Genomic DNA, 21,784 nt, shown 5'->3' on the forward strand with positions numbered 1-21,784 from the left:
GACGCAGAAGCGAACCGACATGCTTGCGGCCGAGTTGAAGGCGCTCGAGCAGATCGCCCTATGCCCTGCCGAAGATCCGGCCGCGACTGTTGCTGTGGTCTCCGCCACTCTGTCTCGTGCGAGCCAGACGCCGGATTTCCCGACCCGACAGTTACATCAGTGGCTTTGGATCGGTTCGCAATACAGGCAGCACGCGGCCGCCGGAGGTTTCGTGGCGGCCGCGGCTGCTGCCGGGTTGGCGTTCCTGGACAAACGAGCCGGCCAATCTCTCACCGAATCCGACATTCAGGATCTCAACTGGGTGCTGGAAACGACGATCAAGACCGTTTGCGATCTGCTCGACCGGCACGTGGTCGGGCGACATCTGAGTCCGGGGGAGATCGCCGAGATCGAAGGTCGCTTGGCGATATATGCCGACGCATCGTTCGATCCCGCCGACGTACGCAGCCGTCTCGTGGAGCCGATGGCGGAGCTGGTGAGCTTCTCGACATCGCCTCTCTTGAAAAATGTCATTGAGAAGATCGAAGCCTTATTTGCGGCTGCCGGAGGCGACACTTTTGCCGGCCGGACTGCAAGGTCGGCGCTGCTCTACTTCGCCGAGCATCAGGACGCGGTGAGCGATTCCTACGGCTTTCTCGGCCTTCTCGACGACGTTTATGTCATCGACCTCGCATATGCAGCTGTCGAACAACAGACACGGTGCCTGCCGCTGCTCATGGGCTTGCTGCAGGGTTATCCCTATGTCGCCGATTTGGCCCTGACTGGTACGCCGCCGCGACCCCTTGACCTCTATGGCCAGTACGTCTGCTGTGCAGCTCTGGACGCGCTATACGAAGCAGTGCGGCCTTCAATGCTTGTCGTGCGGGAGGCCGGGCCATTCCCCCTGTTGGCCGCTCTGTTCGCGGCTGTAGAGGCATCGCGTCGTCAGGCCAACCTCGACCGCCAACGCCTCACCGAATGGTCTGTGGGTCAGCACATTGTCGTCTCCGATGAAGTTTCCGCCTTTAAGGTGGTCTATCTAGGCGAAACGGACGTGGGGGCCGAACGCCGGTTCCGGCTCGGCGTCGACAAAAGTGGGAGTCTAACCGCCCCGCGCAGTCTTGCGCCTTACATGGCGGCGACACCAACTCCTCACAAAAGGCTGTCCGGCGGCAGGGACTTCGGCGATTGGCTCAAAAGCCGTCACGCGGATCCCTTGCTCAATCTCACGGGCACCACAAGAACGCGAGCGGGCGATCAGGAGTGCGTCTTACTTCTCGGTCCACGGTCAAAACTCGATCGCTTCGCCGCGAGCATTCGTCCGCTCGGTAGAGATATAGGAGCCGCAGTGGGCCTGCGTTACATCGCCGACGACCGCCAAGAAAACATCGGCGCGACCGCGACGGATGCTCCGTTCATCTATGCCTGCAGCGATCCGGATACGGCTTATGATCTAATTCGCAACCCTCCACCGCAGGTTCGCGGCTGGCGGGTAATTGTCGACGGGGCTAGGCAAATGCGAGCGCTTCACGCATCCCTTACCTCTGACGGCGGTGACCCTCCTCCGCATATATGCGTCCTGGTCGAGTTGTTCGACCGCGAGGCGTCGGCCGAACTGCTGAATCGAGGGTTCGATGTCTGGTACCTCGAGGATCTCGATGTTCAACCACCACCGACCGGACGCCCCGCAGAGATCGACGATGCCGCGGAGCGCATGCTTGCCCGTCAGGGAACGCATTGGAACACAGTTCACCGGGTCCATGCCGCCCCTCACGAGTTTCTTGAATCAGTCGACGCCTGGATGGTCCGAGCGAGCGAGACGAAGGGGACGGATTCAAGCCTCCAGAATCTCGAACTGCTCGTTTCGGCCTTCATGCGCGCTGCCCTAGCGCGTCCACTGGCGAGTTCCGACGCCAACAAAAACCTGCGCGGTCTCGTGCGGACGATCGCCATGCAGGCATCCAGCCTTCGCAATTTCAGTACACTGGCCGCCGAACTGCACGAAATCTTTGCACCGCTGGCCCGAGGCGAGTTTCCGGCCTTTGAACGGCGCAACGCCCTTGCCGCCATCGCCGACATTGCTGGCGGCAAAGCGACGGCTGTGGTCTGCCGCTCGGCTGCCGTTGCTGCCGCTTGCCGAGAGGATGCAGAAAGCGACCCAAAGCTGAGTGGAATGATCTGGACCAACCTTGAAGGGGTGAGGTCAGGCGCACCATACGACCGTGTCGTCGTGCCTGGTTGGCTTGATCGCCTGAGCATGCGGGAACTAGCCGGCGGAGGGTACAGCGAACGCTTGGACCTTCTCTTCTATCCCTTTGAGCGGCGATGGTTCGAACGAACCACGGCCGCAGGAGTTAAATGGGAAAGACGCATCGAAGTGTCGACACTCCGAGCCCTATCGAACTTGGCGGGTCGGCTGCGCGCAACCGGTCGCGCCCCCGAGCTCTGGAACGATCAGACCACTCGGCGTCTCGCGCCTCCACGAACGCCGCGAAACGTAGATGACGACGTCATCGACGAATCCGATGCGCCGGAGTTCGAGAAGCTTGAGGCACGAAGCGTTGAGTCTGTCCGCCGCGCCGTGTTCCAGGGGCGCGAACATCAGCCGACGGCGAAAGCTCAGCTGGTCATGTTTGAGCATCCTGGCACCTACGCCTTCCTGCCTGCAGGCGGCAAGGTCATCGTTCTAGCCGACCCCACTGGCGTGACCGTTGACGCACGATCGACCGGCAACGCCGAAAAAGTGCTGTTTCGGAGCGTCGCATCGCTCGAGCCGGGGTGCCTCTTGGCTCTGCCCATCGGCGGAGACCGCGATCTGATTGACGTTCGGGCCGACCGGTTCCTCGAAACGGCCGCCGATGTCCGTCAGACAGCTGGTACTTGGAAGCGGGCCTTCCGGAGATACATGGACCGCACGGGATTCGATTCGTCGGCGACCGCTCGACGGCTGGCGCAAGCCGGCGTCAAGCGCCACACGGCGACGATTCGGTCCTGGACCTCGACGACAGCAACCATAGCGCCGCGAGGTTACAGAGAGGTGTTGCCCGTGGTCGCCAAGTTGACGGGAGACACCGAGCTGCTGGCTACCCTACCCAAGGTGTTGCAGGCGATCGATCTAATCTATCGTGCGCGGGCCAAGGCGGCCGAGTCTATTGTGGCGGAACTCTTCGCGGGCGACATCGATCTCGAAGCCGCGGAACTGAAAGTCGAGCACGGCGACTCCGTCCTGCGATATGCATTGCATCGCGTGCAGAGCGTCGGCAGCATCTGCGACGTTCCGCATGACGTTGTCGGCCGCTTACGAACCTTGGCCTCGCCTCATGCAAATGGCAGCCCCAGCGCCGATCCAATCGACGGGGTTGGCGCATGACGAGGATGTATCCGTCGAGACTGCCCGCGAAGGCCAACCGCGGCGAAGCGGAAATATTCGCACTCATCCGGGACGCGGCGGGTTCGGACGATTATGCCTGTCTGCATTCCGTGGGACTCGTCCGTCATAATGAGAAGGAATACGCCGAGGCTGACTTCGTCGTTGTGGGGCCGGCGGGCATATTCTGTATCGAAGTCAAAGGCGGCAACGTCGTGCGAAGCGACGGCTTCTGGACGATCGGCCCGGAAGGAAGCACCTACACCTCAATCGAGAGCCCCTTCGCCCAAGCCGAGAAGACGACACATCCTCTCCGCAAACACCTTGAGGCGGAGTTAGGGCTGAAGCGCAACAACTTTCTGCTGGGATGGGGCACGGCGTTCCCGCACATCACGTTCAGAATGCGAAGCCCGGAATGGGATTCCGACGTCGTCTACGACGAACGCGACAAGGACTTCTCCTTCATCCGCTATCTCGAGCGATTGGAACGTCATTTCCGCGACCGGCGAATGTCGCTCGGCCGGGCCGCGCCACCTAGGCTTACGTTGGCTCTCGTCACCCAGATCGTCACGGTCCTAAGAGGCGATTTCGAGCTCGTGCCTACAGTCCGCGGCCTAATCGGTGATAGTAGGCGGGAGCTGGCCTCGTTGAGTGCCGCCCAGTTCGGCGTGCTCGACTATGCCCTGAACGACCGTAATCCGAGGATTATTTGCGACGGCGCCGCCGGGACCGGCAAGACGCTGATAGCCGCTGAAGCCGCCCGGCGCTTGACTGCCTCGGGCAAGAAGATCTTGTTCCTTTGCTTCAACAATCAACTTGGACGCTTTCTGGCCGCCGACGCCCTCGATGCCGGGGAGCCCGTCAGAATTTCGACCGTGCACGGCTTCATGAGCGACCTAATTCGCAAAGGCGGGTTCGAACAGCAGTTACGCTCCTCAAGAGCCGCTGCGGACCGCTACACCCGTATCTTTCCCGACTTGTTTGAGAAGGCTGCCTACGCGCTTTTGGAGGAGAACGAGTTACCCCAGTACGACGCGATTGTCGTCGACGAAGCGCAGGACGTGCTCGACGGTGCGATCATGAACTGCCTCGACCTGGTTCTGGCAGGCGGCTTCCGAACCGGCAGTTGGCTGATCTTCCTCGATACCGGCCCGCAGTCCGACGTCTACGGACGAATGGACGACGGCGTCTTGGCAACCCTGCGCGCATCGTCGCCCGCCGAATTCATCCTGCGTGAGAACTATAGGAATCCGAGAGCCGTGGTCACCGAACTCTGCGAAGTGACAGGCAGCGAGCCGCCGGTTTGCCGGCGCATGCTGCAGTCGACGGTGGACTACAGGCTCTTCTCCGATGAACGGGAGCAGGGCCGTAAGCTGAAGGCGCTATTGGTCGAACTTCTGCGTGACGGCGTGCCTCCGACCGGAATAACGATCCTGTCTGCGAAAGGGAGCTCGGAGGCTTGCGTGACGCGTCATCCGCCCGACGTCGGTAAGATGATCTGTCGGCTCGAAAACGAGGCGGACCCATGTCCGAACGAGGCGATCTCAGCGGCAAGCATTTCCGCCTTTAAGGGGCTTGAAAATGAGGTCATCATACTCACTGATGTGCCACCCCTTGACCCGATATCCGATTGGACTCGCGCGATCCTGTACGTCGGCATGACCCGCGCCCGATCAAAACTCTATATGCTCGTGGACCAGGCTTACCTTGATGCTCGAACACGCTGCTGACCAAGTGCCCGGTGGAGGCGTACCCGCCCCTCGCGATCTACGTCTCGCGAGTCATCGAGCGTTTCGCGACAGCCTGGTGGACGGCCTTCGGCGGCAGCTGTTCGGTCCTGCTCCGGACGACGACGACGATGCTCGGTCCGAACTCCTGATCGTATCGCCGCTGCAACTTTACGCCACCGGCGTGCTATTTCCCCAAAAGATCATCCAGTCACTTCTTGAGGACGACCAACAGGCAGAGGATGGCCACGCGGCGGAGGACGTCGGCGGCGATTTTAGCGACCCCCAGGTGCGGGAAGCCAAGCGATCGGGTGGCCGCTCGGCCGATGAAGGCTCAACGTCCGACGAGCGCGAGCCGCTTAACTTGGCCAACGAGTTCAGTCCCTCGGCCTGCGGCATATCCTTCCGGCTAAACGGTCCCGCCAAGCTGAGCGCAGTCGTGACCTTCGGAACCTATGCCACCACCAAGCACATTGAACCCCGGGAGCGCGCGGGCGAAACAGGGATGGACGGCCGCATCATTCCAGCGACGCGCGAGGTGCCCGCCTATAGACGGACGCACCACCGACATTTAGTGCCGGTGATCGTGGGCGCCGTTTTCGGCAAGCAGGCTCCGATCCTCGTCGATCCCTCCGATCCCGAGATAAAGCTTCACGTTACGGTCCGACCGGGCGAGAGCGGCAGCCTTGTGGTCTCGGCCATGGTGGTAAACCATCGCTCGGTTGGCATGGCCGCCCCGGCGAACGACGACTGCTATTTCCAGACGGCGATCGAGATTCGCGAGGGGAACGGTGCAGCGGTGTTCCTCCCCATCGACCGCGACAGCGGCGATCTTGATGACGCCGAGATGGCCTCGTTGGAGCTTCTCTATCGTCATCGCCGTGCGTTCGCGCTCGGCCACGGAGTTGCGGGGGACTGGAACGCTGCGGAGGCGATGTCCGAGCGCGGGCTTACCGATAGGGTATCTTCTGCCGCTCTAGCCAACTACGAGCTGCAGCCCATAAGAGCGCGCGAGCACGGATTTGGCGAAGAGCCGCTGCAGTTGTCCATGGCGTTCCTTGCGGAAGGCGAAGGCGAGAGGCCGGATGAGGCCATCCTCGACGCGCTGCGACGCATGGCAGCCGACTATTTGCTCTGGATCGATAAGATCGAGCGGTCTCTCTCGCTCGATCTTTCCGCCAAGCTTAGGGACGCGGCGCAGGAAAATCTGGCCAATTGTCGACGTTGCCACGCCCGCATGTTGGATGGCGTGAGGGTTTTGGAGGCCGATCCGCAGACTATGCTGGCGTTCCGGTTGATGAACCGGGCGATGTTGGTGCAGCAGTTTCACTCATCACTCGACGACCGCCCTATAACCTCGCTGCGCGTTGATCCGCCGACGGACTATCGTGGCCTGCCAAAGGGCAAAGGGCACTGGCGACCATTCCAGCTTGCCTTCGTCCTCATGAACGTCGCGGGAATGATGAATCCGGACCACCCCGAGCGTCGGCTGGTCGATCTGATCTGGTTCCCGACGGGCGGCGGGAAGACCGAGGCCTATCTCGGTCTCACAGCCTTCACAGTGTGCTTAGGGCGCCTCCGCGACGCACCGGCAGGCGTAGTCGTACTGATGCGTTACACCCTTCGACTGTTAACGGCTCAACAGTTTCAGAGGGCATCCTCTCTTATCCTTGCACTGGAACACATACGTCGCACGCGCTACCTAGGCGCCGACCTTGGACAGGACGAGATCTCGATCGGACTATGGGTCGGGGAAGGCCTGTCGCCTAACCGACGGGCCGACGCCAAGAGGTCGCTCGATAAACTCAAGCAGCGCGAACGGTATGCGACGAACCCATTCCAGGTTTTGGTCTGCCCCTGGTGCGCCGTTGAACTCGATAATCCCGACAAGCTGGGTTACGTCTCTATTCGATCGCAAAACTCGACGGACCGCACCGTTCGTTTCCGCTGCCCAGATGAGAATTGCCCGTTCGGCGACGCGGCTGGTATGCCGGTCCTTGTGGTCGACGACGAGATTTATGCTGCGCCGCCGACTCTGCTGATCGGCACCGTCGACAAGTTCGCGCAGATCGCATGGAGCGAGGACGCAGGGCGCCTGTTCGGGCTCCATAGCGGCGCACCGCCGCCGTCGCTCGTCATACAAGACGAGCTGCACCTGATCTCAGGGCCGCTCGGAACAATCGTGGGCCTTTACGAGACGGCGATCGACCGAATGTGCAGTCGCGATGGACATGTCCATAAGATCGTGGCCTCGACCGCCACCATTAGGCGAGCCGCTCAGCAGTGCCGCGACCTTTATGACCGCGAGGCCTTCGAGTTTCCGCCGCAGGCTGTCAGGGCCGGCGAATCCTATTTCGCCTATGAAGATCGTGAAGCGCCGGGGCGGAAATACGTCGGCTTCCTCGGCAGCGCCGTGAAATCCCATCAAACAGCGCTCGTCCGCGCCTGTGCGCCGCTGCTGCAGTTCGCCAACATCCCCATCGCAGAAACCGACGAGGCCGGCCAAGCTGTCGTCGATCCATATGGGACGCTGGTTTGGTACTTCAACTCGCTCCGGGAACTCGGCCACGCTGCGACCCTTTCGGTGGGCGACATCCCTGAGTTCATCAAGGGTTTGCGTCACCGACTTGGCATTCACTATCGAGACAGTCGCTATATCCGCGAGATCGTGGAGCTCACCAGTCGCTGTGAAGCGGATGAGATTCCCGAAGTACTCAAGCAACTCAAGGTGCCTTGGCGACGAAACCCGACGGGTCAACCGCCAGTCGACGTATTGCTGGCGACCAACATGATCGCCGTCGGGGTCGATGTGCCTCGCTTGGGCCTTCTGGTCATGTCCGGTCAGCCTAAGAGCACCGCCGAATACATCCAGGCGACGAGCCGTGTCGGGCGCAACGTCCCGGGCCTAGTGGTGACCGTCTACACCCAGACCAAGAGCCGCGACCGTTCGCACTACGAGCGCTTCGTCGCCTATCATCAAAGTCTATATCGGCACGTGGAGCCGACCAGCGTTACGCCGTTCTCGCCGCAGGCTCGAGAGCGCGGGATGCGCGGCGTCCTCATCGCGCTCGCACGGCAACGAGCCGGTGTGGAAAACCCGGCCCAAATCAGCGATTACGACGACGCCGTGGAGGAGGAGGTAGAGGCGATCCTTATGCGGGTGCGCAGCATCGACGCAAAGGAGCTCGACGCCGCAGCATCCGAGATCGCCGACTGGCTTAGCTTCTGGCGCCAATATCGGCCGGCGGCCTACGGCCGCATGGGCGGAAAGGTCGCCGACACGACCCTGGCCTATCCGTTCGGCGGTTATCGGGACGAGGAGTTCCAGCGCGACGCCTGGCCGGTGCCGACGTCGATGCGCAACGTGGACGGCACTTCGGAGGCGCGCGTACTCAACGTCTACGACATAGCGGCAGAGGACGCAGAGGAGATTTAGGGTGGCTGCACGTAGCGAACTGCGAAGGTCTCAAGGCGTCGTGCCATTCGGAGTTGGCGCGGTCATCGACTTCAAGGAAGAGTCCCTGATGTCGGCCGGTCTCGACGTCTGGCCGACGGAACAGACGTCGGGTGAGATGCGCGCGGCCCTGCTCGCAGCCTGCCAAGTTCTCGACGGTCGCCTCGCCGATCGGCTGACGATCGAACTGGGAAGACCGATCCGCTACTTCCTATCGCCGGCGGAAGCGCAGGAGCGGGCGTCGGTGGGCGCCGCCCCGCGCATCGACCGGGCGCCCATGCCGTTCGTGCGCTTTCCGAACTGGTACTTCTGTCCTCGCTGCCGCATTCTGAAGAACGTGCCTTGGAATGCTCAGTCCAACGCCGATGTGTTAAAATGCGATAACCTCGGCCGGCGTGTGGACGGCAAGGGTGAACCCTGCGGCAAGCTGTACGCGAAACGTCGACCTGCCCTAGCTCCGGTCAGATTCGTAGCGGCGTGCGCCAACGGACACATAATGGATTTCCCGTGGAGCGCTTGGGCGCACAAGGACGCGAAGCGGTCCTGCAGTGCCGAGGACGGCCAGCTGTATTTGTACTCGACGCCGGCGGCGGGTCTCGCTGGCGTCAGGGTGATGTGCACCGCCTGCAACGTCAGCAACTCCATGGCGGGCGCCTTCCGGGAAAACGTCCTGACCGAGATATACGGAGCCGGGTGTCCGGGACATCGACCCTGGCTTGGCGCCGATGCGCACGAAATCTGCGCCAACGTTCCGCAAACGATCCAGCGAGGCGCGTCCAACGCCTATTTCGCCAAGGTGGTCAGCTCTATTCTGATTCCGCCCTATTCCGCCAAGATACGGCAGCTGCTCGACCGGCCCGATACATGGGAGGAGATAATCTCGACAACCGTCGATGGCGTCATTCCTGATGCTTTCCTACGGCGAAAGGCAAAGACCTTTGGCGTCGACGGCGACATTTTCGTCCGCGCGGTCAATGAGAGGCTCGGCGCTCAGAGCCCGGAGGCAACTTTGGAGGCGAGCGGTGAAATCCGGTATCGCTACGACGAATACAAGGCCTATCTCGGCCCCCGGCCACCGCGCGACGAGCGGCACGACTTCGATACCGACACCCGCGACAGCGGGGACTACGGAGGCGTCTTCGGGCGCTTATTCGAGCGCATCGTACTGGTCTCGAAGCTCCGCGAAACGCGAGTCCTGACTGGGTTTTCTCGGCTGATTCCGCCCGACGCGCTGACTGGTCAGCCCGCACAGCTTTCGCGGAAGCCAAAATCGTGGTTGCCTGGCTTCTCTGTACGCGGCGAAGGAATCTTCCTTCAGTTCAGGCGCAGCGCCGTGGAGGATTGGGCCCGAACCGGAGCCGTTAGTGGCCGTTGTCGGACGATCGCGGAGCGATCGCGACAGGTGCAGCATGAGCGTGGGCTGCCGCAGAAATCGGTTTCGGCCACCAGCCTGCTGATCCACACCTTCTCACACCTTCTCATCCGGCAGCTTGCGTTCGAATGCGGCTACGACACGTCCAGTCTTCGCGAGCGGCTCTACGTTTGCGATGAACCCGAAACACCGATGGCCGGATTGTTGCTGTACACAGCGAGCGGGGACTCTGAGGGAACTCTAGGCGGGCTGGTTCGGCAAGGCGAACCAGAACGATTGGAGGGGACCGTGCGATCGGCCGTCCGGAACGCGGTGATCTGTTCCTCCGATCCTTTGTGCATTGAAAGCGGCGGCCAAGGGCTATTCAGTCTGAATCTTTCAGCCTGTCATGCATGCACTTTGCTTCCGGAGACGAGTTGCGAGGAAAGCAATCTACTCCTCGATCGAGCGCTCGTCGTCGGAACACCAGACGATCCCGACTTGGGTTTCATGTCCGGCTTTTTGGCGCGAGTTTGAACAGCGATTGCCATTGTCCGAATGTCTTTCGCGCAGCGCATCAGGCGGGTGGTCCACTATTTTCCCCTCTAACTCGCGTCCTTATCATGTCGTGCACAAGGCTTTGCCCAATAAGCCGGACTGGCGGTAACTCACTGTTGGCGGAATCAGCATGTGCATCCTCGCCTTAGCAGCGTCTCCCCAGCGACGCCATTCACGAGAAGGGCCTCGCGCGAGATTTCGACTCGCACCAGCATTGCCCGCCGATCGACAGTCTAATGCTCGTCATCACCGGCCCTCGCGCGAAGGTTTAACGATCTGAAAGCCTGCGAAGTCCTTTGCATTGTCCGTTATCACCGTGCAGCCGTTGGCCTCGGCCACAGCGGCGATTATTGTGTCGAGTGCGCTTCTGGGTTTGCCGCGGGACTTTCCATTGGCCATATGGCGTGCCCAGATCAGGGCGGCGGCTTCATCGAAAAGGAGGATCCGCCCCGCGAAAAGCGCCTGCGGTCCCTCTGGGCCGAGGAACCAGTCTTCAAGCTCGTTGCGCCGTCTACTGGCCGGTGTTTCGAGAATGCCACGACGAATCTCGGCTACCGTCAGGGAGGCAATGAAAAGATCATCGTCCCTCTGGTTGGCCATCCAGGCCAGAAGAGACGGGGACGGCGAGAGTTTGACGATGTTGCTGATGATGTTGGTGTCGAGCAGGTATCGCATCAAATGTCGATCTCGCGGCCCTCTTCGTGCGAGCGCGTGAGATCGATGTCGGCGCCCGCCAGCGGAGAGCGACGAAGGGCAGCCAGAATGCGGCCCTTGTCTAATCCTTCGCCGGACATGGACTTGCTGACAGCCAAGCGCAGGCGGGACGCCTCCTCTGTGTCTTCCGCAAGACGTCTTGCAAGGGAGCGGATTAGGTTACGATCGGAGTCGCGCCCGAGCACCTCGAAGCGAGCCAAACCCTTCTCGCTGAGACGCGAGCGATAATTCTGAATTGCGCGACGCTGCGAGCTTCCCAAAGTTGATCTCCGGAATTGTTTCCAGTAATATAACCAGCGACGGTGAAACGCGCAAGATCGCGTTATGGCGTAGAAGCGGCCGGTCGCAAGGAGTGTAATCGTTGGAGAGAACGGAGGCTGGGACTGAAAGACGCGTTGGCGGATGGCCGCCGATTTCGCGTTGCGATGGGCAGGAATTTGCCTCCCCGTGCTTCCCCCCTGCTTCCCCGCTTTTCCTTCAAACACCGGGGAAGCAAAAGGCCTCCCGAAGGAGGCCTCTTAGTCGCTTGATTTTCTTAGAGAAAACTGGAGCGGGTGAAGCGATTCGAACGCTCGACCCCAACCTTGGCAAGGTTGTGCTCTACCCCTGAGCTACACCCGCTCGCGCGGCTTTTGGGCCGCAAGCCGCGCCTATATGGCTGAAGAGCGCGGCGATTGCAACAGGGAATTCGCAGGCTTTTTGCTTCGTCGGCAATGCGGACAAGCCTCCTGCGAGACGTCGCAAGGCAATCGCCCCCGCGTTGCGCGACGGGCTTGTCTTGGCAGCATCATTGGCCGTAAACGGCGTTAGCCGAACAAGCAGTTGAAAGCGGGCCATCAGAAGAAAGACCGATGCCGAAGACCGAAGCCGAACTTTTCGCCTTTCTCGCGGGACTCGGGATCGAGGTATCGACGCGGCGGCATCCGCCGCTGTTCACGGTCGCCGATTCGCAGGCGCTGCGCGGCGAGATTGCCGGCGGCCATACCAAGAACCTGTTCCTCAAGGACAAGAAGGACAATTTCTTCCTGGTCAGCGTCGGCGAGGAGGCGGTGGTCGACCTCAAGCATATCCACCATCTGATCGGCGCTGCCGGGCGCTTGTCCTTCGGCCGGCCGGAGATGCTGATGCAGCTTCTCGGCGTCGTCCCGGGCGCGGTCACGGTGTTCGGGCTGATCAACGACACCGAGCGAAGGATCAAGGTCGTGTTGGACGAGGAGCTGATGAGCCATGCGGTGGTCAATGCCCACCCGCTGACCAACGAAGCGACGACTTCCATCGCTGCCGCGGACCTGGTCAAATTCGTCGAGGCAACCGGACATGATGCTGTTATCTTGAAAGTCTCGGCATGATCGCCACATGGGTGACTGAAACCGGGTTCTAAAGAAGGATGTTGCGCCCGTCCCTTGGCCGGCGGCGCGACCGAAAGGCGACGAGATGAGTGATAGCAACCCCTTTGGCGGCCCATTTGGCAGCAATGGCGGCCGGTATGCCACCACCGTGCAATATGGCGGCACCGATGCCGCGCGTGAGAAGGTCGCGCTTGCGGAGGCGCCGGCCGACGTCATCAAGGACACAACGACCGCTGGATTTGCCGCCGACGTGATCCAGGAATCGCGTCACCAGCCGGTGCTGGTCGATTTCTGGGCGCCGTGGTGCGGCCCTTGCAAGCAATTGACGCCGCTGCTGGAGAAGGCGGTGAAAGCCGCCGGTGGCAAGGTCAAGCTGGTCAAGATGAATATCGACGACCATCCATCGATCGCCGGCCAGCTTGGCATCCAGTCGATACCGGCGGTCATTGCCTTCAAGGACGGCCAGCCGGTCGACGGCTTCATGGGCGCCATTCCCGAGAGTCAGATCACGCAATTCATCCAAAAGGTCGGCGGCAAGAACGGCGGTGCGCCGCAAGTTGCCGAGGCGCTGGCCGCGGCCGCCGAAGCGCGCGACGCCGGGGACGTGCAGACGGCGGCCGACATTTACGATGCCATCCTGGAACAGGCGCCGGAGACAATCGAGGCGATCGCTGGCTTGGGCGATCTGCTGTTCGAGGCCGGCGATGCCGAAGGTGCCGAGGCGGTGCTGGCGCGGGCGCCGGAAGCAAAGAAGGATGCGCCCCAGCTCGCCGCGCTGCGGGCCAAGATGGCGCTCGCCGCGCAAGCAGCAGTACTCGGCAATCCGGCGGAACTGGAACGGCGGCTGGCCGAAAATCCCGGGGATCACCAGGCACGGTTCGAGCTTGCCATGATCCAGAACGCCAAGGGTGATCGCATGGCGGCGGCCGACAATCTGCTGGCGATCATCAAGGCCGATCGCTCGTGGAACGACGACGGCGCCAGAACCCAGTTGCTGCAGCTCTTCGAGGCATGGGGCATGACCGACGAAGCAACGCTGTCGGCACGGCGCAAACTGTCGTCGCTGCTGTTTTCCTGAGCCGGCGCAGACTGTTTTGTCGCGCGGGCTTGCGGTGGGCCGCGGCTGCGCCAGATTAGGTTTTCGGACGGCGTTCGATTTCAGGTTTCCGGTGTTGCGCCTTGTGCCGGCCGGGAGGAGACGGATTTGGTGCGCTTCCTGACAAAGCGATCGGAGGATTGAGGTGCAGGCGGGAAACGCGCATTACCGGCTCGCTGCGGACTTACCGTCGACCATGCCGATCTTTCCGCTTGAGGGCGCATTGCTGCTGCCGGGAGGCCGCATGCCGCTCAACATCTTCGAGCCGCGCTATCTGCAGATGGTCGACGAGGCGATCGCCGGGCCGCGGCTGATCGGCATGATCCAGCCCAGCCTTAACGGTGCGCTGCGTCCCGACGGCGAGCCGGAGCTCTGCAATGTCGGCTGCGCCGGGCGCATCATTGCGCTGTCCGAGAGCGGCGACGGCCGTTACCTGATTTCGCTGCAGGGCGTGTGCCGGTTCCGTATTGTCCAGGAGCTCACGGTCAAAACACCGTTCCGGCAGTGCCGGTTGGCACCCTTTCTCGCCGATCTCGACGAGGAGCAGGCAGACGCCGAGATCGACCGGCCGGCGCTGCTCAAAGCGTTTCGCGCCTATCTGCAGGCGAACGATCTGGAGGCCGACTGGGAAAGCGTCAGCCGCGCCGAAAACGCCATGCTGGTCAACGCACTGTCGATGATGGCGCCCTACGGGCCGGCCGAGAAACAGGCGCTGCTCGAAGCGGCCGATCTGAAGACACGCGCCGAGACCCTGATCGCCATCACCGAAATGGCGCTGGCGCGCGACAATGAGGATTTCGGTTCGAGTTTGCAGTAGGCTCTTGCCTTCTCCCCTTGTGGGAGAAGGTGTGTCGGCACGCAGCGCCGAGACGGTTGAGGGGTGTTGGAAGGATCGCCGTCGGTGCCAAGCTGGAACACCCCTGATCCGACCGAGCTTCGCTCGGCCACCTTCTCCAACAAGGGGACAAGGGGAAGTTCGCGCTCGAACCCTTAACCGATTGCCTTGTGGAAAGGATGGATCGAATGGCGGATGGACGTGACGGGAACAGGACTGTCGACCCCAAGCTGCTGGAACTCTTGGCCTGCCCGCTGACCAAGGGGCCGCTTGCCTGGGATCCGGAACGCGGCGAGCTTATCTCGCGGGTGGCAAAGCTTGCCTATCCGGTGCGGGACGGCATTCCGATCATGCTGCCATCGGAAGCGCGTGTCATCACCATAGATGATGCCATGCCACCGCCGCCGCGCCTGGGTGGAACACCCTGAGTGCTGCGGTTCAGAGCCGCTCCGTCGCGATCTTTCGCGCCTCTATTGAAAATTGCGCCCTTTGGGCATGACCTTCTCTGCCTTTCCCAATAGTTCCGTTTGCGCGATGCTGCCAGGCTGAGCCTCGTCTGCACTGTCCGCAGGCCTTGCCTGCTCAAGCAGCACCGACAGCCACGGCGTCAGATCCTCGACCTTCTCGGCGACGATATGGATGACGTCCGATTCCGATTGCAGCTTGCCGGTGACGCGGATGAGACGCGCGCCCATGACGATGGGGCGGAAGCGGTCAAAAGTCCTTTCCCAGAAAATGATGTTGGCGACCGCATTCTCGTCTTCCAGCGTCAGGAAAATCGCCTTGCCATTGCCCGGCCGCTGCCGCACCAGCACGAGGCCGGCGACCGAAACGCGCCGGCCGTCCCGCACCTGGCCGAGCCGCACATTGGGCGTGACGCCGGAACGATCCAGCCTTTGACGCAGGAAGGCGACCGGGTGCGCCTTCAGCGACAGGCCAAGCGAGCGGTAGTCGTGGACGACGTGCTCGCCGAGCGGCATTGTCGGGAGCCTTGTTGCAGGCTCCAGATCGCGCAAGCGGATCGCCGGCTGGTCGAACAGCGGCAGCTTTTCGGCGGCACTCTTGCCGTCGAGCGCGCGGACCGCCCATAGAGCGTCGCGACGGTTCAATCCAAGCGACCGGAAAGCGTCGGCCTGCGCCAGTTTTTCGATCTCGTCGACGTTGAGGCCCGAGCGCAGCCAGACGTCGGGTACGGATGCATAGCCGGCGCCGCGCCTCGACACAAACGCTTCCATGCGCTCCTTCGACAGGCCCTTGACCTGCCGAAAGCCGAGCCGGACGGCATGGCTGGTCCGGATGACGCCGCGCATCTGGGCATGGCGGTCAAGGATACGATCCGGATCGAAAGGCGATTTCTCCAAGGCGCAATCCCAGCCGGAAAAATTGACGTCGACCTCGCGGATCTCGACGCCGTGGTCATGCGCGTCGCGGACAAGCTGGGCCGGCTGGTAAAACCCCATCGGCTGGGAATTCAGGATCGCGGCGCAGAACACGTCGGGATAGAAGGTCTTGAACCAGCAGGAGGCATAGACCAGCAGGGCGAAGGAGGCGGCGTGGCTCTCGGGAAAGCCGTATTCGCCAAAACCCTCGATCTGCTTGAAGCAGCGCTCGGCGAAGTCTTTTTCGTAGCCCTTGGCGACCATGCCGTCGACCATTCTCTTGCGGTAATTGCCGATCGTGCCGGTGCGCTTGAATGTCGCCATGGCGCGGCGCAGTTCATCGGCTTCGCCCGGCCTAAAGCCGCCAGCAACGATGGCGATCTTCATCGCCTGCTCCTGGAACAGCGGCACGCCCAGCGTCCTGCCGAGTATTTTTTCCAGTTCCGGCTTGGGATATTCGGGTTTCTCCTTGCCTTGCCGGCGGCGCAGGTAAGGGTGGACCATGTCGCCCTGGATCGGGCCGGGCCGCACGATCGCCACCTCGATGACGAGGTCGTAAAAGCTTTTCGGCCGCAGCCGCGGCAGCATCGACATCTGCGCGCGCGATTCGATCTGGAAGACGCCGATCGTGTCGGCACGGCAGATCATGTCGTAGACATGCTTGTCCTCGGCAGGCAGAGTGGCCAGCACATAGGGCAGGCCGTACTCGTCCCGCGCCTGCGGATAATGATCCTGGAGCAGGGTGAAGGCGCGCTGCAGGCAGGTCAGCATGCCGAGCGCCAGCACGTCCACTTTAAGGATTTTCACCGCGTCGAGATCGTCCTTGTCCCACTCGACCATCTTGCGCTCGTCCATCGCCGTCTTGACGATGGGCACGATCTCGTCGAGCCGGTCCCGGGTGATGACAAAACCGCCGACATGCTGCGACAAATGACGGGGAAAGCCCATGATCTCGTTGGCGCATTCGATCACATGCCTTGTCGATGGATCGGTCTGATCGAGGCCGCCGGCCTTTGTCTCCTTTTCGCCGAGCTCCGAGGTCGACCAGCCCCAGATCGAACTGGACAGCGCGCCCCGGACGTCGTCCGACAGGCCCATCGCCTTGGCCACTTCGCGCATCGCCGAGCGGCCCCGGTAGCTGACGACGGCGGCGGCCAGCGCGGTGCGCTTGGTGCTGTATTTGGAATAGATGTACTGGATGACCTCCTCGCGCTTTTCATGCTCGAAATCGACGTCGATGTCGGGCGGCTCGTTTCTTTCCTCGGAAATGAAGCGTTCGAAAAGCGTTTCGATCTTGTCCGGGCCGACTTCGGTGATGCCAATGCAGAAGCAGATGATCGAGTTGGCGGCAGAGCCGCGCCCCTGGCAGAGAATGTTCTGGCTGCGGGCGAATTTGACGATGTCGTGGACAGTCAGGAAATAGCGCGCGTAGTTCAGACGCTCGATCAGAGCGAGCTCCTCCTCGATGCGCTGCGTCACAAAAGCGGGCACGCCCGAGGGGTAGCGGATGGCGGCTCCCTCCTTGGCCAGCCTTTCCAGTTCGGCCTGCGGCCCAAGACCCGATTCCGTCGGCTCGTCGGGATAGTTGTATTGCAGGTCACTGAGCGAGAAGGTCAGCTCGCCGGCAAAACGCAGCGTTTCCGCCAGCGCTTGCGGATGCCTGCGAAAAAGCCGTGCCATCTCCAGCGGCGGCTTTAAGTGACGCTCGGCATTGGCCGCCAGCTCCAGCCCCACCTCGGCGACGGGCACATTGAGGCGGATCGCCGTCAGCACGTCCTGCAGCGGGCGCCGTTCCGACGTATGGTAGAGAACATCGTTGGTCGCCATCAACGGGATGCCGGCCAGCTCCGCCATCGCCGCCGCCTGCTCGATACGGAAGCGGTCGTTGCCGCGGTAATCCGGCGAAACCGCAAGCCACAGGTTTTCACCGAAACGATCCTTGAGCCGGCTAAGGAGTGCGAGGCTGGTTTCCGCGTCCGCCGACACATCCGGCAGTATGGCGAGCGACAGGAGATCGCCCCATTCGAGAAGATCGCTCTGTTTGAGGAGCGTCGCCCCTTTTTCGTTCTCGTCACGCAGATTGGCCTGCGTCAGCATGCGGCAGAGATGACCCCAGCCCTTGCGATCCTGCGGGTAGGCGAGGATGTCCGGCGTGCGGTCGCAAAAAACCAGGCGGCAGCCGGGATGATAGGAAACACCCTCCACCTTGGCCTGCTGCCAGGCGCGCACCACGCCCGCCACCGTGTTGCGGTCGGCGAGACCGATCGCCGAAAACCCCAGGAATTTTGCCGCGACCACCAGCTCCTCCGGTTTCGAGGCACCGCGCAGAAACGAGAAGTTCGACTGGATGCCGAATTCGGCATAGGGGTTGGCCGTCAGCGCATTCATGCGAAGATCCCATGCATGAACCAGCGCGGCGGGACTTGAGAGGCGCCGTAAAGGCCCTGGCGATAGAGCCAGTAACGGCGGCCATCGGCATCCTCGATGCGGAAATAATCCCGGGTCGGGGCATCTTCTCGTCCCGCCGCCCCTCGCCACCATTCCGGCGCGATGCGCTCCGGCCCTTCGGCGCGCGCGACCCGATAGAGCGCGCGCCGCCAGCGGAAGTTCAAAGGCGGGCCTTCCGGCATTTCGGTGGCCGGCACCTCGATCGGCTCGGGCGAACGGAAAAGCCGGATCGGCCGTTCCGGCTGGAAGACGGTCGTGGGAGCGTCCTTCGCCTTGTCTGGCTGCTTCGGCGGCGAGCTTCTCTGCGGCGCCTCCGTGAAGGGAAGGGTGGCGACGGCGCGCTCCGGCAAATGGCTCTCGACGGCGACCGACTTCAAGACCGCGCCTTCGCCGAGCCGAGCGCGAATGCGGTCGGCAAAAAGCGCGATATCGGCACCGTCGTCGCTCGTCTTGCCGGCAAGGTCGGCCTGCTGCATGTCGAAGGCGGCGGCGGTCAGCACCGAAAGGCGCACGAGATCGAAGCCATAGCCGGCGTCGATATCCTGTTCGAGCGCGGCAAGCCTTTCGTGGAACAATTTCTGGATCAGCCGCGGCTCGCGCAGAGGCCGCGAGGTGCCGACGGCGATGCGGCTGACGCCGCCATCGACGCGGAAAAGCAGCAGCGCCAGCCGCCTTGCGCCCTCGCCGCGACGCTCGAGGTCGCTCTTCAAGGTGGTCGCCAGCATGCCGGTCAGCCGCTCGATGTCCTCGGTCAGCATGATCGGCTCGGCAAGGTGACGCTCGACCGAAAGCGGTGCCACCGGCAGGCGCGGCGACACGGCCTCCTCGAGGCGGCCAAGCGCCTGGTCGAGGCGCAAGAGCAGCGATGCGCCGAAGCGGCGGGCCAGCGGCGCGCGCGGTGCCGCCATGACGGCGCCCGCCGTGCGCAGGCCGACGCTTTCGAGGCTGGCGCGTACCTCCGGGTCGATGCGCAGCGCCGCCAGCGGCAAGGGCGCGAGAAGCGCTTCCTCCTCACCATCGGGCACGATGCGGTCGCCAGCAAACCGCGCCGCCGCCCAGGCAGCACCAGGCGTGGCGGCAAGCCCGGCGCGGACATCGAAGCCCTGATGGAAAAAACGCGACAGGATATCGTCCAGCATCGAGCGTTCGCCGCCGAAAAGATGGGTGCAGCCGGTGACGTCGAGATAGAGGCCGTCGGTCCCGTCAAGCGCCACCAGCGGGGTATAGCGGTCGCACCAGTCGGCGAGGCCTTCGAGCAGGCGCCGGTCGGCCTCCGGATCGGCCTCCACGATGTCGATCGAGGGATGCATGGCGCGTGCGTCGGCTATGCCCATGCCGCGCTTCAGATTAAGCGCCTCGGCCCGCTCGTCGAGGGCGGCGATGCGCTGGGCGTTCCGGTCGCGGTGACTGATCACCAGCGGCAGGTGATCCGACGGCCGGGAACGCCAGGACCGCCCCAGACGCTGCCGCAGGATCCTCTCGGCGGCGAGATGCGGAAACCACAGGGATAGGATTCTTTGGCCGTTCTGGGGCCCATTCCTGAGACCTTCCTTGCTCGCCCCGTCTTTCTTCGAATATGCGTTCATCGGGGTTCCACTCCAGTGTGAATTTTCCGGACAAGGCCGTGCAGCTCTTGCCGATGGCGACGGTGAAGGCGGGCCGGCCGATCGAGCCGGCGAGCGGCCCGGCAAGCGTCTTACGCGTTGCCGCCGGTGCCGCCGACAGGATGAGGCGGACGGGCGCTGCCGTCGGTTCGGGCTCGCCGGCCTGGCGCAGCAGGAACAGCGGCCGGCCCGCACTCTGCGCGCGGGCGTGCAGCCGCCGCGTCGCGGTGAGGTCAAGCCGCTGCGGGCTGCCGCGGATTTCGAGGATGACGGCGGCCAGCGCCGTCATCCGGGCAGCCTCCTCGGCGATCCACAGCGCATCGAGCAGCCTTGGCGCCTCGGAAAACAGCAATTGCTCCGGCTCGATGCCGAAGAAGGCGTGAAGCCCCCTGGCATAGGGAAAGCCGGCCTCGCGGAAAACCTCGGATGTGCCGATCCACAGCACCGGCAATCGCGGCCCCTGGCTGAGGATCAGGCTGACGAGCGACAAGGCAAAACCGGCAACGGCCCCGGCATCGCGGGTCGCGGCGCCATGAAACTCGCTCACCGCCGCCTTCGGCAGGCCGCCGCTCAGCGCAGCATCGAGGCGCTCGGCGCCGGTGCGCAAAAACGCATCGGGCGGCGCCACGGCGAGGCCGCGCCGGACAATGGTCAGATTCCGAGCGGGTGTCGGATGCCGAGAGGGTGTCAGACTCTGACGAGGGACATCCGCGTCAAACGACGAACTGGCCGGCGCCTCCAGGCGCTCGGGCAAGGTCCCTTCGATCTTCGCGATCTGGCGGCGCAGGGCAAAAACAGTCTCCCGCGCCACGGCGCTTGTCGCCATGACGGTCAGCTTCCACTCACAATTGTTCCTGTTATGTTCCATATAGATTCCAGAGGGAGGATGAAGAGTCAAGCGGAGTCATGGGGAATTTATTCCTGCCCGATTTTAGCGGGCCGTTCACGAAACAGGAACTGCCCGTGAGTTATCGACCCGGCCGCTTCCGGGCCATCCCTAAAACCAGCCAGACGATCATGACGCCTATGATGGCGCCGACAAGCATCCGAAGCAGGCTGACCAACTCGGAATTCCTGCCGAGATAACTGGTCAAGACCACCAGCACCAAAAGAAGCAGTGCGCCAAACACTCCACAAATTGCAGCGCTTCTGACGAATTGGTTGCTGAATGGCATTTGAACACTCGACTCTGACAGAACGATGGAGGTTCGGCTTCGGGTATGGCGGCGTCCATCATCTCGCAAAGGCCATCCCTAGACCAGAGCGGATGACAGATTGCGCCCTTGAATCTGCCGCGTCATTTGCCGAGTCCGGCCTGAAAGCCTATATGCCGGGATCAAAGGACAAAGCATGGCTCGCATCTACCAAACACGCATCTGGCACGACCAGCTTTCGCCAACGATGGAGGAAATCGAGCTCCTGGCGCTGGAGGCCTATGCCCATCTGCCGGAGGACTTTCGCAAGTTGACCGGCGAGATCGTCATTCAGATCGCCGAATTCCCGACCGACGAGATCATGGACGACCTTTCGCTGGAAACGCCCTTCGACCTGCTCGGCCTGTTCGAGGGGCGCGGCATCGCCGAGCGCTGGAATCCGCAGACCGGCGAGGGGCCGAACCGCATCACCCTCTATCGTCGCGCCATCCTCGACTACTGGGCCGAGAACGAGGAAACGCTGGGCGACATCGTCACCCATGTGCTGATCCACGAGATCGGCCACCATTTCGGCCTGTCGGACGACGATATGGAGAAGATTGAAGAGGCAGCAGAGTGAGCGACCCCGCTCCTCGTCATCCTGGGGCGGAGCAAGGAGCGAAGCGACGCGGCGCAGACCCCAGGCGCCGCCAGCCACGGCGAGGCCTTGGCGCGGCCGCGACGCACCTGCTGGATGTGGGCCGTCGCGCCCACCACCAGCGCCTGCCGC

At 62.7% G+C, this 21,784-nt stretch carries 14 protein-coding genes and 1 tRNA gene; 9 read left to right on the forward strand and 6 right to left on the reverse strand.

All coding sequences use genetic code 11. The features are described from left to right. Positions 1 to 19 precede the first annotated feature (19 nt). The 4 genes from NKH41_RS30600 to drmB are packed head-to-tail and all read left to right on the forward strand — an operon-like array spanning position 20 to position 10,415. Positions 20 to 3,349: a DrmE family protein gene (locus tag NKH41_RS30600; RefSeq protein ID WP_352772897.1), complete on the forward strand. Its 3,330-nt coding sequence runs from the start codon at positions 20 to 22 to the stop codon at positions 3,347 to 3,349. Then, positions 3,346 to 5,076, forward strand: a complete 1,731-nt coding sequence (locus NKH41_RS30605) for a nuclease-related domain-containing DEAD/DEAH box helicase (RefSeq protein ID WP_352772894.1) — start codon at positions 3,346 to 3,348, stop codon at positions 5,074 to 5,076. Before NKH41_RS30600 ends, NKH41_RS30605 begins: the two co-directional genes overlap by 4 nt. Next, positions 5,057 to 8,509, forward strand: coding sequence for a helicase-related protein (locus tag NKH41_RS30610; RefSeq protein ID WP_352772891.1), 3,453 nt, complete (start codon positions 5,057 to 5,059; stop codon positions 8,507 to 8,509). Before NKH41_RS30605 ends, NKH41_RS30610 begins: the two co-directional genes overlap by 20 nt. 1 nt (position 8,510) lies before the next feature. Then, positions 8,511 to 10,415, forward strand: coding sequence for a DrmB family protein (gene drmB, locus NKH41_RS30615; RefSeq protein WP_352772889.1), 1,905 nt, complete (start codon positions 8,511 to 8,513; stop codon positions 10,413 to 10,415). Between the two features lie 267 nt (positions 10,416 to 10,682). On the opposite strand, the gene NKH41_RS30620 is transcribed toward drmB, so the two are convergent. The 3 genes from NKH41_RS30620 to NKH41_RS30630 all read right to left on the reverse strand — a co-directional run bounded on the left by NKH41_RS30620 (position 10,683) and on the right by NKH41_RS30630 (position 11,771). Next, the gene (locus tag NKH41_RS30620) at positions 10,683 to 11,111 is read right to left on the reverse strand and encodes a type II toxin-antitoxin system VapC family toxin (RefSeq protein WP_352772886.1); all 429 of its coding nucleotides are present in this window, start codon (positions 11,109 to 11,111) and stop codon (positions 10,683 to 10,685) included. Next, positions 11,111 to 11,410: a hypothetical protein gene (locus NKH41_RS30625; protein ID WP_352772883.1), complete on the reverse strand. Its 300-nt coding sequence runs from the start codon at positions 11,408 to 11,410 to the stop codon at positions 11,111 to 11,113. Before NKH41_RS30625 ends, NKH41_RS30620 begins: the two co-directional genes overlap by 1 nt. Positions 11,411 to 11,696: 286 nt before the next feature. Continuing rightward, a tRNA-Gly gene (locus NKH41_RS30630) sits at positions 11,697 to 11,771 on the reverse strand. 230 nt (positions 11,772 to 12,001) lie between these two features. Here NKH41_RS30630 and NKH41_RS30635 point away from each other — a divergent pair. From NKH41_RS30635 to NKH41_RS30650, 4 genes are all read left to right on the forward strand, one after another. Further along, on the forward strand, positions 12,002 to 12,499 hold the full coding sequence (locus NKH41_RS30635; RefSeq protein ID WP_352772880.1) for a prolyl-tRNA synthetase associated domain-containing protein: 498 nt from the start codon (positions 12,002 to 12,004) through the stop codon (positions 12,497 to 12,499). A gap of 85 nt (positions 12,500 to 12,584) precedes the next feature. Further along, a complete protein-coding gene (gene trxA, locus NKH41_RS30640) occupies positions 12,585 to 13,577 on the forward strand; it encodes a thioredoxin (protein WP_352458335.1) in 993 nt (330 codons plus the stop codon). A gap of 163 nt (positions 13,578 to 13,740) precedes the next feature. Beyond that, complete coding sequence (locus NKH41_RS30645) at positions 13,741 to 14,412, forward strand: LON peptidase substrate-binding domain-containing protein (protein WP_352470870.1); 672 nt, start codon at positions 13,741 to 13,743, stop codon at positions 14,410 to 14,412. A 206-nt stretch (positions 14,413 to 14,618) separates the two neighbouring features. Then, a complete protein-coding gene (locus NKH41_RS30650; protein ID WP_023675986.1) occupies positions 14,619 to 14,858 on the forward strand; it encodes a Trm112 family protein in 240 nt (79 codons plus the stop codon). 42 nt (positions 14,859 to 14,900) lie between these two features. Here the strand turns inward: NKH41_RS30650 and NKH41_RS30655 are convergent, their stop codons facing one another. Genes NKH41_RS30655 through NKH41_RS30665 form a run of 3 tightly spaced genes read right to left on the reverse strand, consistent with a single transcriptional unit; the run spans position 14,901 to position 20,687 of the window. Beyond that, positions 14,901 to 18,197, reverse strand: a complete 3,297-nt coding sequence (locus NKH41_RS30655; RefSeq protein ID WP_352779470.1) for an error-prone DNA polymerase — start codon at positions 18,195 to 18,197, stop codon at positions 14,901 to 14,903. Then, positions 18,194 to 19,672 (reverse strand): DUF6504 family protein, encoded by a 1,479-nt coding sequence (locus NKH41_RS30660; protein ID WP_352772875.1) that lies wholly within the window; start codon positions 19,670 to 19,672, stop codon positions 18,194 to 18,196. The genes NKH41_RS30655 and NKH41_RS30660 overlap by 4 nt, the downstream gene beginning before the upstream one ends. Next, positions 19,605 to 20,687, reverse strand: coding sequence for an ImuA family protein (locus tag NKH41_RS30665; protein WP_352772872.1), 1,083 nt, complete (start codon positions 20,685 to 20,687; stop codon positions 19,605 to 19,607). The genes NKH41_RS30660 and NKH41_RS30665 overlap by 68 nt, the downstream gene beginning before the upstream one ends. Before the next feature lie 524 nt (positions 20,688 to 21,211). Between NKH41_RS30665 and NKH41_RS30670 the strand changes: the two genes are divergently transcribed. Then, the gene (locus tag NKH41_RS30670) at positions 21,212 to 21,634 is read left to right on the forward strand and encodes a metallopeptidase family protein (RefSeq protein ID WP_023680515.1); all 423 of its coding nucleotides are present in this window, start codon (positions 21,212 to 21,214) and stop codon (positions 21,632 to 21,634) included. Positions 21,635 to 21,784: the final 150 nt, after the last annotated feature.

Origin of the sequence: Mesorhizobium sp. M1169 (assembly GCF_040318345.1) — a bacterium.
Lineage (GTDB): Bacteria > Pseudomonadota > Alphaproteobacteria > Rhizobiales > Rhizobiaceae > Mesorhizobium.

Bases quoted from the DNA above. Each gene is read 5' to 3' on its own strand.
- NKH41_RS30670 (WP_023680515.1), top strand. From the start codon at position 21,212: ATGGCTCGCATCTACCAAACACGCATCTGGCACGACCAGCTTTCGCCA.
- NKH41_RS30600 (WP_352772897.1), top strand. From the start codon at position 20: ATGCTTGCGGCCGAGTTGAAGGCGCTCGAGCAGATCGCCCTATGCCCT.
- NKH41_RS30665 (WP_352772872.1), bottom strand. From the start codon at position 20,687: ATGGCGACAAGCGCCGTGGCGCGGGAGACTGTTTTTGCCCTGCGCCGC.
- trxA (WP_352458335.1), top strand. From the start codon at position 12,585: ATGAGTGATAGCAACCCCTTTGGCGGCCCATTTGGCAGCAATGGCGGC.
- NKH41_RS30610 (WP_352772891.1), top strand. From the start codon at position 5,057: ATGCTCGAACACGCTGCTGACCAAGTGCCCGGTGGAGGCGTACCCGCC.
- NKH41_RS30605 (WP_352772894.1), top strand. From the start codon at position 3,346: ATGACGAGGATGTATCCGTCGAGACTGCCCGCGAAGGCCAACCGCGGC.
- NKH41_RS30635 (WP_352772880.1), top strand. From the start codon at position 12,002: ATGCCGAAGACCGAAGCCGAACTTTTCGCCTTTCTCGCGGGACTCGGG.
- NKH41_RS30620 (WP_352772886.1), bottom strand. From the start codon at position 11,111: ATGCGATACCTGCTCGACACCAACATCATCAGCAACATCGTCAAACTC.
- NKH41_RS30655 (WP_352779470.1), bottom strand. From the start codon at position 18,197: ATGAATGCGCTGACGGCCAACCCCTATGCCGAATTCGGCATCCAGTCG.
- NKH41_RS30650 (WP_023675986.1), top strand. From the start codon at position 14,619: ATGGCGGATGGACGTGACGGGAACAGGACTGTCGACCCCAAGCTGCTG.